Raw genomic sequence first — 12,914 nt, forward strand, 5'->3', positions numbered from 1 at the left:
TTATATACTTTCCGCAGTGTATGACATACGGCTGATAGAAGCCGGTTTTCGAGATATTTATTAAAGGAGAATGAGCAATGTTAGAAAAGATGAGTGAAATGATCGCAGAGCAGCTTAACTGCGACGCAGAGACAATTACAGCAGATACTTCTTTCAAGGATGACCTGGGAGCAGATTCCCTTGACCTCTTCGAGCTTGTTATGGCTCTGGAAGACGAGTACAACATCGAGATTCCGGCAGAGGAGCTTACAGAGCTGAACACAGTTGGTGATGTAATCGACTATCTGAGAGATAAAGGAATCGATGCTTAATTTTTTTCGCAGATGATGATCTCCCGCTACTGTTCACTGGTAACATTCCGCGAGGTGTTTCTGTGAACAAAGTTCACAGAAAACCCGAGAATTAAGTTTGCGCAGCAAACGCTACTTCTTGTGCTTGTCACAAGAAGGTTCGTCTTTCTGTGCATCGCGAAGCGCGTTACGGTGAACGGAGTGAACGTAACGATCTCCCTGAGGCTGGGCTTCAGGGGGATTTTTTCTATAGACATTTTGAATGGATTAGGTATATAATGTGAAAAGGCAGTTGCCATCACGGAATAGCAGCAGAAGATAAGAAAGAATAAACAGGGAGAATAGAGAAGACATGACTAAGATCAGAACCAGATTTGCACCAAGCCCTACAGGCAGAATGCATGTTGGAAATTTACGTACTGCGTTATACGCATATCTTATTACAAAGCATGAAGGCGGAGATTTTATTCTCCGTATTGAGGATACAGACCAGGAGCGCTATGTAGAGGGCGCTGTAGATATTATTTATCGTACTATGGAGAAGACTGGTCTTATTCATGACGAAGGTCCGGATAAGGACGGTGGATATGGCCCATATGTACAGAGCGAGCGCCAGGCACAGGGGATTTACATGAAATATGCCAGACAGCTTGTAGACCAGGGCGATGCATACTACTGCTTCTGCCAGAAGGAAGAATTAGAGAGCATGAAGCGTGTGGTAGCAGGCAAGGAGATTTCCATTTATGACAAACGCTGCCTGAAGCTTTCTAAGGAAGAAGTTCAGCGCCGTCTGGATGCCGGAGAGCCACATGTAATCCGTTTTAACATGCCTACAGAGGGAACTACCACTTTCCATGATGTAATTTACGGAGATATTACAGTAAACAATGAGGAACTTGAGGATCTGATCCTGATCAAATCTGACGGATATCCGACTTATAATTTTGCTAACGTTGTAGACGATCATCTTATGGGAATCACACATGTGGTACGAGGCAATGAATATCTTTCCTCTTCCCCGAAATACAACCGTATCTATGAGGCATTTGGCTGGGATATTCCGGTTTATGTACATTGTCCACTGATCACGGATGAAACTCACGCCAAATTGTCCAAACGTTCCGGACATTCCTCCTATGAGGATCTTCTGGATCAGGGATTTGTTTCCGAGGCAATTGTAAACTATGTTGCACTTCTGGGCTGGAGTCCGGCAGATAATAACGAGATCTTCAGTCTCAAGGAACTGGTTGAAAAATTTGATTATCATCACATTAATAAATCTCCGGCTGTATTTGATATTAACAAGCTTCGCTGGATGAATGGCGAGTATATTAAGAAAATGGATCCGGAAGTATTTTATGAAAGAGCACTTCCATACATGAAGGAAGTTCTGAAGGGAGACTTTAACTTTAAGAAAATTGCAGGAATGGTTCAGACCAGAATCGAAACTTTCCCTGACATTCCGGCATTGATTGATTTCTTCCAGGAAGTTCCGGAGTATGATGCATCTATGTATTGCCATAAGAAAATGAAAACAAACGAAGAGACTTCTCTTACAGTTTTGAAAGAAGTTCTTCCGCTTCTGGAAGCTCAGGAGGATTACACCAATGATCCGCTGTTCGCTTCCTTAAGTGAATTTGTCAAGGAGAAAGGTTACAAGAACGGCTATGTAATGTGGCCTCTTCGTACAGCTGTTTCAGGTAAGCAGATGACACCGGCAGGCGCTACCGAGATCATGGAGATCATTGGCAAGGATGAGACAATCCGCCGTGTGAAAGCTGCAATTGAGAAGCTTGAGAATCTGTAATGAAGAATCTGTCTCAATTATGAAGAAAAATCCATCTCAATTAAGGGCAATCGCCCACCTGTCAGGACCTATGATGGTTCTGGCAGGCCCCGGTTCGGGGAAAACTTCAGTGATCGTTGAAAGAACTGCATATATGACTGGTGAGGGGGAAATACCGGCGTCCTCTGTTCTTGTTGTAACCTTTTCCCGGGCTGCAGCAAAAGAGATGAGAGAGCGTTTTCTGAAGTTTACCGGACAGACCTCCACGGCTGTTACCTTCGGAACCTTTCACGGTGTTTTTTACGGAATCCTGAAGCAGGCTTATGGACTTAGTGCCGGCAATATTTTGTCAGAAGAAGAAAAATATGCCATTTTAAAAGAAATGATTCTGGAATTTGGTCAGGAACTAGCGCAGGAGGGAGATTTCCAGGAGGATGTGGCAAAGGAAATCAGCGTGGTAAAAGGGGGGAGGATTTCCTTGGATCACTATTATTCTTCCTGCTGCCCGGATGAGATATTCCGCCAGATTTATAATGGGTATCAGAAGGCTTTGCGTCAGAGAAGAAAACTGGATTTCGATGACATGCTTCTTTGCTGCTATGAACTTTTTGTCAAGAGAAAAGATATCCTGGCGGCATGGCAAAACAAATTCCAATACATTATGGTAGATGAATTTCAGGATATCAACCATCTCCAGTATGATATTGTAAGGATGCTGGCAAAGCCCAGGGATAACCTGTTCATAGTGGGAGACGATGATCAGTCTATTTATCATTTCCGTGGCGCCAAGCCAGAGATCATGCTGAACTTTACCAAAGATTATCCTAAGGCAGAAACGGTTCTTTTGGACATTAATTATCGCTGTACGAAAAATGTACTTCAGGCAGCCATGAATGTGGTGGGCTGCAACCAGATCCGCTTTAAGAAGAGGCTGTCTACGCCAAATGAGCAGGGAAAACCTGTGAAGGTGATGGAATTTGACAATCCAAGAGAAGAGTATGTGAAGATTGCCGCTTTTTTGAAGAAGCGGCTGGAGGCAGGAGAGAATCTGGAGAATACTGCAGTGCTTTTTCGTACCAATCAGGAGGCAGAGGGGCTTGTTGGAGCCTTGATGGAGTACCAGATTCCTTTTACCATGAAAGAACAGCTGCCCAATCTGTTCCGGCATTGGATCAGCAGAAACCTGATGGCATATCTGAAAATGGCAGCAGGAGACAGGACGCGAAAGCTTTTCCTGGAAATCATGAACCGCCCCAACCGGTATATAGCAAGGGATGCCCTGACTCAGACCACAATCTCATTTTCTGCACTGAGAGATTTCTATAAAGATAAAGACTGGATGTGCGACAGGATTACCACACTGGAAACACATCTTCGGATTCTTTCCACTTTAGCACCCTATGCTGCAGTGAATTTTATCCGAAAAGGAATGGGCTACGAGCAGTATCTGATTGAATATGCCCAGTATCGTAAAATTCGTCCAGAGGAGCTCCTTGAGGTCCTTGACCGCATACAGGAAAGTGCCAAAGGCATGAAAACCCTGGAAGAGTGGGAAAACTACATAGAGGATTACACAAAGAAACTGGCCGAACAGGCGAAAAAACAGGAGACGAAAAGGGAAGGGATTGTAATTTCCACCCTTCATGCGGTAAAAGGGCTGGAATACGATAAAGTTTATATTATGAATGTAAACGAAGGGAGCATTCCCTATAAAAAAGCGGTTCTGGCAGAGTCCTTGGAAGAAGAACGCCGGCTTTTTTATGTAGGCATGACCCGGGCGAAGAAAGAACTTATGCTCTGTTATGTGCGCCGTCAGTACGATAAAGAGCGTGACCCTTCACGGTTTCTGGAAGAAACCGGGCTGTTCTAATTTCCTCTTGTAAACGTAAACCTGATAAAGTATAATGATGTCTGTTGTGAAATTATAACAAAAAAAGAGGTAACTATTCAGGAGACAGTATTCCGCGAGGTTGTTTTTGTGAACACAGTTCACAGAAAGCCCGGGAATTGCGGCGTGAAATCATGGAAAGCATGATTTTTTGTGTATCGCGAAGCATGCAATTGTAAAGCATGTAATTGTGAAGGTACGGAACAGTTACCAAAAGAGTACTATTGCGGAAGCAGTGCAGATAAATGAAGAAAAAGATGAAATGGAGAAACCGCATTTTCTGGCTCAGGATCCTGATCATGGTTCTGGTCATTGTGGGATCTTATCTGGCATATGCCTTTATATACAGAGGCAGAAATGAGCCGCCCACCAAGAGGAAAACCACCAATCAGGAAGCGGCTTACTATACGCTTCGTGGACAGATCCAGATGCTTTCCCAGAAAGAAGAGCTGATGGCATTTGCCTTTGAAGACAGGAAAAAAGAGCGGGAATACGGAACCTATATTATTCCTGGTCTGAAAGCAACACGAACCCTTCTTACCAGTGAAGGTGATATGCCGGCCATGTGTACCACTATGACACCGCAGGGTCTGGCAGTAACAGAGGATTATGTTTTTGTAAGTGCCTATTGTCATGCGAAAAAGCATAACTCTGTGATCTATATGATTAATAAAGAATCGCACCGTTTTATAAAAGAAATTATTTTGCCCGGACAGCCACATGTTGGCGGTCTGGCGTATGACAGTGAACATCAGATTCTGTGGTATTCTTCAAATACGCAGGAGCTTGCCCAGGCAGTGAGTCTTACCATGGAATCCATTGAAAATTATGACTATGATGCGGGTAGGCATCCTATCGCGACCAACCAGATAGCCAGCCTTTACGGAATCGTCCGTGATTCCTTTATGACCTTTTATGATGGGTGTCTATACGTTGGCTGCTTTACAAAATATACAGACAGTGCAATTGCAAGATATGCAGTAGATGATCAGGGAAACCTGATAAATACTATGGATGAAGGTCTGGGAATGAACTTTGGGATGGCAGTTCCCCTTGATTATTCCACCATTTCCGAACAGGCACAGGGAATGGCTTTTTATAACGACAAGCTTCTTTTGTCTCATTCCTTTGGAATTCTGCCTTCCAGAGTGGTATTTTATGAGAAATCCGATAAAAGGCTTTATGTAGATGAAAATTCTGCTGTCAGCTATCGGTTTCCGGAACGAATCGAACAGATTTTTGTGGATGGGGATGACTTGTACGTGCTGTTTGAATCCGCTGCCTATGCATATAGTTCAGCGTCTGTGAATATTGTGGACAGGGTTTTAAAACTGAGCCTTCCCAGAATGGAAGAATACCAGCAGAGCATACAGAGTAATGTGAGCCAGTATTAGAATGCCTTTTCAAACACGCTCTAGAGCGTGTAAATCTGGGGGATTTATTTAAGAATGAATCCGGGATTGTCCACATATATTAAAATTGAGAGGTGATACAACATAGAAGCAGAGCAGATTCAGAACCTGTTTGCGGGCAATATCCGCAGACTGTTGATGAATGCAAACCTTGATTATGACAAAATATATGAGATACGGTTAAGAGTAGGACGACCGCTGTTCTACACCTATGACGGAGGTGAGGGTTTCCTTACCGACCATGATGGTAAATACGTGGTGACAAGGGAAGATCTGAAGGAAACCATGGAATATATAAGTGGTTATTCCCTTTATTCCTATGAAGATGAAATGCGCCAGGGGTTTCTTACTGTTCAGGGAGGTCATCGGGTAGGTGTTACCGGAAAGGTGATTCTTGACGGCAATGAGATCCAGGGAATGAAATATATTTCCTGTATAAATGTACGTCTGGCTCACGAAGTGGTAGGCTGTGCAGACCAGGTGATGCCCTATATCCGCAAAAAAGACTGGGTAGCGCATACTTTGATCGTTTCTCCGCCAAGAGGGGGGAAAACAACCCTGCTTCGGGATATTATCCGTCAGCTGAGCAATGGTGAGGAAAAGAAAAAAATGCCGGGGGTAACGGTTGGCGTTGTAGATGAGAGAAGTGAGCTTGCCGGTTCCTATCAGGGAGTTCCCCAGAATGACCTTGGTATGCGTACGGATGTGCTGGACGGCTGTCCAAAGGCAGAAGGGATGGAAATGCTGATCCGTTCTATGTCTCCGGCAGTTGTGGCCGTAGATGAACTGGGACGGAAAGAAGACTTTAAAGCTGTGGAATCTGTGATTCACAGTGGATGTAAAGTAATCGCCACCGCTCATGGAAATTCCATTGAGGACGTGATCCATCAGCCTTATTTTGAAAGGCTGGTGAGAAGAAGAGTGTTTGAACGGTATATTTTCCTGGACAAGGGAGAACATGCGGGAACCATACTTGGAATTTATGACAGAAACGGGAGGCCTTGTTGAAAACAGCAGGAATCATTCTGATCCTTTTTTCCGGAACAGGTCTTGGGTTGTGTAAAAGCATGGAATTGACAGCCAGACTGAAAATTCTGGAAAAACTGGCTCAGCTTCTTCTGTTACTGAAAGGGGAAATCCGCTGCACAGGGGCGACGTTGGAAGATGCCTTTCTTGATGCTGCAGCAAAAATGCCAGGAGAGTACAGGCTTTTTCTCAAAGAAACTGCAGGATGGCTTCAGCAGCGGCCTGGAATTACCTTTGATGAGATTTTCAGGGAATGCGCGGCAAGACTGCTTCCCCTTTACAAACTTTCAGAGGAAGAGCGGGAAAGCTTTCTTTCTCTGGGTGAAAAACTGGGATATCTGGACAGGGAAATGCAGGTGGCACAGCTGACACTTCTGGAGGAGGAGCTAGGCTACAGGATAAAGACTCTGAAAAGTGCTATGCCAAAGCAGCAGAAAACATATCAGAGCATGGGAATTCTGGGCGGAATTCTGCTGGCAGTCCTGTTGTGGTAATTTCATATAATATCTGGAAAAATTGCCTGGAAAACGGTTATGTAAGGCAGATAACGGTAAGAAAGGAGGCCCCCTTGGAAGTCAGTATTATTTTTAAAATAGCTGCTGTGGGGATTCTGGTCTCCGTGCTTTCTCAGGTTCTGAAACACAGCGGCAGAGAGGAGCAGGCTTTTTTAGTCAGCCTGGCAGGTCTCCTTGTGGTACTCTTCTGGATCGTACCATATATTTATGAGTTGTTTGACAGCATAAAAAAATTATTTGAATTGTGATCTGATTCACCAATATCCTGTCACCTGTGTTCAGGAGGTGGAAAATGGACATTATAAAGATTTCGTTACTAGGCGTATGCGGTGTTATTCTTGGATTTCTTATGAAAGGAACCAAACCGGAATACGCCTGTTTTATTACAGTTGGAATTGGTCTTGTGATCATGGGACTTGCTGTGGGGAAAATTTATTACCTGTTTGAATCTCTGGGGAAAATCCAGGAGACACTTCCAGTGGATACGGAATATATTTCCACACTGGTAAAAATGATCGGAATTACCTACATCGGCCAGTTTGCCTCCGGAATCTGTAAAGATGCAGGCTACAGCACAACAGCGGCTCAGATCGAGCTGTTCTGTAAATTGTCGGTGATGGTGCTGAGCATGCCGGTGCTTATGGCACTTCTGAAGACGATTCAGGAGTTCATGGTATGAGGTTCTGGAGAAAAAAACAAAAATGGCAGGTAATTGCTGCATTGTTGTTTGTAGTATGGATTCTGATGGGAACCAGAAAAATAAATGTAAACGCAGAGAACATGGAAGCTGAGAGTTTTACAGGTGAAACAGCAGTCGAAACAGAGGAAGAGACAACGGAGAAAACGGTAACAGCAGGTATTGGCTATTGTGCAGCTTCCGCTGATTCTGAGGGCATTACGGAGCAGCTGGTTTCTGACATGTCTTTCGAACAGGTACAAACTTTAATGGATGAAATGCTGGGAGAGGACAGCTTCTCCATAGGAACAGCATTAAAAAACATGATAAACGGCGAAACAGTATTTTCAAAAGAGGCGGTGCAGCAATTTCTGCGCAGCCTCTTTTTTGAACGGCTGGAAAAAGAACGGGCTAATTTTTTTCGCATTCTTCTCCTGGTGCTGGCAGCTGCTGTTTTTTCAAATTTTGCAGAGGTATTTGAAAACAGCCAGATTGGAGAGGTAAGTTTTTACATGGTATATCTTTTATTATTTACCATTCTGATGAACAGCTATCAGCAGCTTGGAGTTTCTCTTGGAAAACAGCTGGAATGGATGACTCAGTTTATGAAAGGCCTGGCACCTGCTTATTTCGTGGCAGTTTCAGCAGCATCAGGAGCTGTCACGGCTTCTGTATTTTATCAGGGGGTTCTTCTTCTGGTGTGGCTGGTGGAATGGCTTCTTCTCACTTTGATTCTGCCAGGGGCTAATCTGTATGTTCTTCTTTGTATGGTGAACCATCTTTCCAAAGAGGATATGTTAAGCAAGATGGCAGAACTTCTGGAAACTATGATCAACTGGAGCCTGAAAACCATGCTTGGGGCTGTCCTTGGGCTTCAGGCGGTACGAGGACTGGTTGCGCCTGCCATGGATGCCATCAAACGAACTGCCCTGGGCAGAACTGCCGGAGCGATTCCGGCTGTGGGAAATGCCGTAAATGCGGTAACAGAATTGATTCTGGCAGGGGCACTGCTTGTGAAAAACTGTCTTGGAGCAATGGCGGTGGTGGTTCTGCTTCTTGCAGGAGCCGGACCTGTGATTCATTATGGTCTCCTATCCCTTAGCTTTCGCTTCCTTGGTGCAGTGGCACAGCCTGTATCAGACAAACGAATCGTAGGCTGCCTTGGCACAATGGGAGAAGGCTGTGCCCTGCTTCTGCGGATCATGCTGACTGCGGAAATTCTGTGTGTGCTTACCTTTATAGTTCTCATGGCGTCTGTAGGCGGATAAAAGTAACAGTAAGCGGAAATGAACCATAATAACCTGAGCATATGACTGAGATATGGGACCAAAATGGGATGCGGGAAGTGATATATTATGAAAGAAGCCATCTACAGCTGGATCAAATGCCTTGCCATATTTTATATTCTGTTGACTATGCTCATCCATCTGGTGCCTACCGGGAAATATCAGCGTTATGTGCATTTTTTTATGGGACTTTTGCTGATGGTTATGCTGATCACTCCCATGCTTTCCATTCTGGAAAAAGCTAAAACACTGCCGGAAAGCTTTTCCAGCCTTTACCAGCAGGAAGAAAAAAAACGGCTCACTCTTGATATGGAAAATCTTCAGAAAAGCCTTCTGGAAAAAGGTGTGGAGGAGCAGCTTGAGAAAAATATTCCGGAATCTTTGAAAAAGAAAGGCATAGAAGTGACGGCATGCAAAGTACATATAGAAGGGGAGCTGTTAAAAGTCTGCCTGTGGACGAAGGAGGTGCCAGATGGAGAGCTTGAGAGGGGGATAAAAGATGAACTTGCAGCAAACTGGGGAATCAGGGAAGAAAACTGTGAAGTCCTTGCTTGGGAAAATGGGAAGCAGACAATGGGTGATTCTTCTCCTTTTGGGACTTCTGCTTACGGTAATTGCACTTCCGGTATCCGATAAAAAGGATAGCTCCCCGGAAGTAAAAAGCAGTTCCTTTTTTTCAGCTTCTTCTGAGAAAAATACAGATGCAGAACGGACAGTTCTGGAGAAAAAACTGGAAGATCTTTTATCCCAGACAGAAGGAGTGGGAAAAGTGCGGGTGCTCCTTATGACAGGGGAAGAAAAAGACAGCAGCAGTTTCTACGATTCCGGAAATCAGGCGGTGACCGGAGTGCTGATCGCGGCGGAAGGAGCAGATAATTCTGTGGTTTCCAGGAATATTGTAGAAGGAGTTATGGCATTATTTCAGCTGGATGCCCATAAAATTAAAGTAATGAAAATGAAATGAGGAGAGGTAAAGTGAAAAAGATTCTGAAAAAGAACCAGGTAATCATTACTTCACTGGCGGTTCTGATCGCAGTTGCAGGATACCTGAATTTTGCAGATGTAGATCTTGGCCTGAAAAATAAGGAGGCAAGCGCGGACAGCAGCAGTATTCTGGAGGATGTAGACTATGATCTGACCGATGAAACAGCCCTTCTGGATGAGAACGGGGCGGATAGCAGCCTTACGGATGTGCAGGATCAGACCACCAGCACGCCGGGGGAAGCTGTACTTACTGCGGCTTCTGATTTTGCGGCCCAGGCCAAACTTTCCAGAGAACAGATCCGTTCCCAGAATAAAGCAGACCTGCAGGCTATTATTAACAACCAGGATCTGGGAGATGACCAGAAGCAGGAGGCTGTGAGCACAATGGTTTCCATGGCGGATCTGACGGAAAAAGAGTCGGCAGCAGAACTTCTTCTGGAAGCCAAAGGCTTCGAAAATGTGATCGTAAACCTTACCGGAGAAACGGCAGATGTGGTGGTTCCGGAAGCAGATCTGACAGATGCAAAACGGGCTCAGATTGAAGACATTGTGAAAAGAAAAACGGGAATTGCGCCGGAAAATATTGTGATCACGCCGTTAAATGAAAGCGAGGAAGAACTGGTAAATAAAGATGAATCACTGGAGACTTCCGTGGATATTGATGATGATACTACAGTAAATCCGTGATAATACTACAGTAAATCCGTGATAATACTACAGTAAATCCATGATATACCCCCTTGACAGTGCAGCAGTCCTTATACTAGAATAGGAATGCTGCAAAAATGTAAGAATACACGCTCTAGAGCGTGTCTGAAATAGAGAATTCAAATAGGAGGCTAAACGTGTCGAAGTATACGAAAGAAATAGAAAAAAGAAGAACCTTTGCCATCATTTCCCACCCGGATGCAGGTAAGACTACTCTGACTGAGAAATTCCTGCTGTATGGCGGAGCCATTAATCTGGCCGGTAGTGTTAAAGGAAAGGCAACGGCCCGCCATGCAGTATCAGACTGGATGGAAATTGAAAAGGAGAGAGGTATTTCCGTTACTTCTTCCGTATTGCAGTTCCATTATGACGGTTACTGCATCAACATTCTGGATACTCCTGGACATCAGGATTTCTCAGAGGATACTTATCGTACCCTGATGGCTGCAGATTCTGCAGTTATGGTAATCGATGGGTCCAAGGGTGTTGAGGCACAGACCAGAAAGCTGTTCAAGGTCTGCGTTATGAGACACATTCCTATTTTTACTTTTATCAATAAAATGGACCGTGATGCCAACGATACCTTTGATCTTCTTGACGAGATCGAAAAAGAGCTTGGAATCGCAACCTGCCCTATTAACTGGCCAATCGGTTCCGGTAAGAAATTCCGCGGTGTTTACGACCGCAACACGAATAAGATCCTTACTTTCACAGATACCCAGAAAGGTACCAAGGAGGGAACTATTGAGGAAATCGATCTGGATTCTCCTCATGCACTTGAGGTTATGGATCCGGAGCAGAAAGAACAGCTTCTGGAGGAAATCGAGCTTCTGGATGGCGCAAGTGCCGAGTTCGATCAGGAGATGGTAAGTAAGGGAGAACTGACTCCTGTGTTCTTTGGATCCGCTCTTACCAATTTTGGTGTTGAGACTTTCCTGGAGCATTTCCTGAAGATGACTACGTCACCTCTTCCAAGAATGGCAGACTCAGGTCTTGTTGATCCTATGAGCGATGATTTTTCTGCTTTTGTATTTAAGATTCAGGCAAATATGAATAAGGCTCACCGTGACAGAATTGCATTTATGCGTATCTGCTCCGGCAAATTCGATGCCTCCCAGGAGGTTTATCATGTACAGGGGGATAAGAAGATGAGACTTCTTCAGCCCCAGCAGATGATGGCTGAGTCACGCCATGTAGTTGAGGAGGCTTATGCAGGAGATATTATCGGTGTATTTGATCCCGGTATTTTCTCTATTGGAGATACGATCTGTACGCCTGGAAAAAAATTTGCATTTGAGGGCATTCCTACATTTGCACCGGAGCACTTTGCAAGGGTAAGACTTCTGGATACCATGAAGAGAAAGCAGTTTGTAAAGGGAATTAACCAGATCGCACAGGAAGGTGCCATCCAGATTTTCCAGGAGCTTTACGGAAATATGGAAGAGATCATTGTGGGCGTTGTTGGTGTGCTCCAGTTTGATGTTTTGAAATATCGTTTGGAGAACGAGTATAATGTGGAAATTCGTCTGGAAAATCTGCCATATGAGCACATCAGATGGATTGCGAACAAGGATGAGATTCAGGTGGACAAGATCGTCGGAACTTCTGACATGAAGAAGGTTACAGATCTGAAAGGCAATCCGTTGCTTCTGTTTATCAATGCATGGAGTGTGGGCATGACAGAAGACAGAAATCCGGATTTAATATTAACAGAATTCAGTAAATAACTCTTTTCATTTTTGACGCATTTTGCTATAATTAAAGAAAGTCTCGGATAGAAATAGAACTGCGCAGATGCGTGGGATAGTCCGTTTCGTGTAAATACGCCGTAAGGCAGATTTGACGCTGGCCTCGGGGAAAGATGCGAATTTTCCGGCAGCCGGCAGATTAAACCTAGGAGGTTTGTAAGCATGGCAGAGAAGAGAACAACATATAAAATACAGGATATTGAGGGAATCGGTGAGGTTCAGATCGCAGATGAGGTCGTTACTATTATCGCCGGACTTGCCGCTACAGAAGTAGACGGAGTTGCCTCCATGGCAGGTAATATTACCAATGAGCTGGTAAGCAAGCTTGGAATGAAGAATCTCTCCAAGGGAGTTAAGGTTGAAATTGTTGACAGTGTGGTAAGCGTTGACCTTACCCTGAATATTGAATATGGCATGAATATCCTTGAGACCAGCAAGAAGGTTCAGGAGAAAGTAAAAGCAGCCATTGAGAACATGACAGGACTTGAGGTTGCAGATGTCAATATTCATATTGCAAGCGTAGATATGGAGAATGAAAAAAGCAAGTAAACGAAAAAAGGAAAGTAAACCTTTCCTTTTTTTTCTATGAATGTCT

Annotated in this window: 14 protein-coding genes; all 14 read left to right on the forward strand. The window is 44.3% G+C overall.

The window, feature by feature from the left end; genetic code table 11:
- Positions 1-77: 77 nt before the first annotated feature.
- Positions 78-311, forward strand: a complete 234-nt coding sequence (gene acpP / locus AB5Z12_RS04550; RefSeq protein ID WP_021924300.1) for an acyl carrier protein — start codon at positions 78-80, stop codon at positions 309-311.
- Between the two features lie 331 nt (positions 312-642).
- The gene (gene gltX / locus AB5Z12_RS04555) at positions 643-2,097 is read left to right on the forward strand and encodes a glutamate--tRNA ligase (protein WP_195409220.1); all 1,455 of its coding nucleotides are present in this window, start codon (positions 643-645) and stop codon (positions 2,095-2,097) included.
- Positions 2,098-2,116: 19 nt separating this feature from the next.
- Complete coding sequence (locus AB5Z12_RS04560; RefSeq protein ID WP_368357275.1) at positions 2,117-3,946, forward strand: ATP-dependent helicase; 1,830 nt, start codon at positions 2,117-2,119, stop codon at positions 3,944-3,946.
- 263 nt (positions 3,947-4,209) lie between these two features.
- Positions 4,210-5,358 (forward strand): hypothetical protein, encoded by a 1,149-nt coding sequence (locus AB5Z12_RS04565; protein ID WP_226837125.1) that lies wholly within the window; start codon positions 4,210-4,212, stop codon positions 5,356-5,358.
- Positions 5,359-5,475: 117 nt separating this feature from the next.
- Positions 5,476-6,384, forward strand: coding sequence for a stage III sporulation protein AA (gene spoIIIAA, locus AB5Z12_RS04570; RefSeq protein ID WP_330382709.1), 909 nt, complete (start codon positions 5,476-5,478; stop codon positions 6,382-6,384).
- Positions 6,381-6,896 (forward strand): stage III sporulation protein AB, encoded by a 516-nt coding sequence (locus AB5Z12_RS04575; protein ID WP_233456011.1) that lies wholly within the window; start codon positions 6,381-6,383, stop codon positions 6,894-6,896. Before spoIIIAA ends, AB5Z12_RS04575 begins: the two co-directional genes overlap by 4 nt.
- 74 nt (positions 6,897-6,970) lie before the next feature.
- On the forward strand, positions 6,971-7,165 hold the full coding sequence (gene spoIIIAC, locus AB5Z12_RS04580) for a stage III sporulation protein AC (RefSeq protein ID WP_021924294.1): 195 nt from the start codon (positions 6,971-6,973) through the stop codon (positions 7,163-7,165).
- 44 nt (positions 7,166-7,209) lie between these two features.
- The gene (locus tag AB5Z12_RS04585) at positions 7,210-7,596 is read left to right on the forward strand and encodes a SpoIIIAC/SpoIIIAD family protein (RefSeq protein WP_118581049.1); all 387 of its coding nucleotides are present in this window, start codon (positions 7,210-7,212) and stop codon (positions 7,594-7,596) included.
- Complete coding sequence (locus AB5Z12_RS04590) at positions 7,593-8,861, forward strand: stage III sporulation protein AE (protein ID WP_368357276.1); 1,269 nt, start codon at positions 7,593-7,595, stop codon at positions 8,859-8,861. The genes AB5Z12_RS04585 and AB5Z12_RS04590 overlap by 4 nt, the downstream gene beginning before the upstream one ends.
- An 87-nt stretch (positions 8,862-8,948) precedes the next feature.
- Positions 8,949-9,515, forward strand: coding sequence for a stage III sporulation protein AF (locus AB5Z12_RS04595; protein WP_368357277.1), 567 nt, complete (start codon positions 8,949-8,951; stop codon positions 9,513-9,515).
- Positions 9,472-9,843: a hypothetical protein gene (locus AB5Z12_RS04600; RefSeq protein ID WP_226815050.1), complete on the forward strand. Its 372-nt coding sequence runs from the start codon at positions 9,472-9,474 to the stop codon at positions 9,841-9,843. Before AB5Z12_RS04595 ends, AB5Z12_RS04600 begins: the two co-directional genes overlap by 44 nt.
- 11 nt (positions 9,844-9,854) lie before the next feature.
- Positions 9,855-10,550: a SpoIIIAH-like family protein gene (locus tag AB5Z12_RS04605; protein ID WP_118581034.1), complete on the forward strand. Its 696-nt coding sequence runs from the start codon at positions 9,855-9,857 to the stop codon at positions 10,548-10,550.
- Between the two features lie 158 nt (positions 10,551-10,708).
- The gene (locus AB5Z12_RS04610) at positions 10,709-12,298 is read left to right on the forward strand and encodes a peptide chain release factor 3 (RefSeq protein ID WP_118581031.1); all 1,590 of its coding nucleotides are present in this window, start codon (positions 10,709-10,711) and stop codon (positions 12,296-12,298) included.
- 183 nt (positions 12,299-12,481) lie between these two features.
- Positions 12,482-12,868: an Asp23/Gls24 family envelope stress response protein gene (locus AB5Z12_RS04615; protein WP_118581028.1), complete on the forward strand. Its 387-nt coding sequence runs from the start codon at positions 12,482-12,484 to the stop codon at positions 12,866-12,868.
- Positions 12,869-12,914: the final 46 nt, after the last annotated feature.

The organism is Ruminococcus sp. RTP21358st1_G6_RTP21358_211008 (assembly GCF_040908885.1).
Taxonomy (GTDB): domain Bacteria; phylum Bacillota; class Clostridia; order Lachnospirales; family Lachnospiraceae; genus Blautia_A; species Blautia_A faecis.

Bases quoted from the DNA above. Each gene is read 5' to 3' on its own strand.
- AB5Z12_RS04585 (WP_118581049.1), top strand. From the start codon at position 7,210: ATGGACATTATAAAGATTTCGTTACTAGGCGTATGCGGTGTTATTCTT.
- gltX (WP_195409220.1), top strand. From the start codon at position 643: ATGACTAAGATCAGAACCAGATTTGCACCAAGCCCTACAGGCAGAATG.
- AB5Z12_RS04615 (WP_118581028.1), top strand. From the start codon at position 12,482: ATGGCAGAGAAGAGAACAACATATAAAATACAGGATATTGAGGGAATC.
- AB5Z12_RS04590 (WP_368357276.1), top strand. From the start codon at position 7,593: ATGAGGTTCTGGAGAAAAAAACAAAAATGGCAGGTAATTGCTGCATTG.
- AB5Z12_RS04560 (WP_368357275.1), top strand. From the start codon at position 2,117: ATGAAGAAAAATCCATCTCAATTAAGGGCAATCGCCCACCTGTCAGGA.
- acpP (WP_021924300.1), top strand. From the start codon at position 78: ATGTTAGAAAAGATGAGTGAAATGATCGCAGAGCAGCTTAACTGCGAC.
- AB5Z12_RS04565 (WP_226837125.1), top strand. From the start codon at position 4,210: ATGAAGAAAAAGATGAAATGGAGAAACCGCATTTTCTGGCTCAGGATC.
- AB5Z12_RS04595 (WP_368357277.1), top strand. From the start codon at position 8,949: ATGAAAGAAGCCATCTACAGCTGGATCAAATGCCTTGCCATATTTTAT.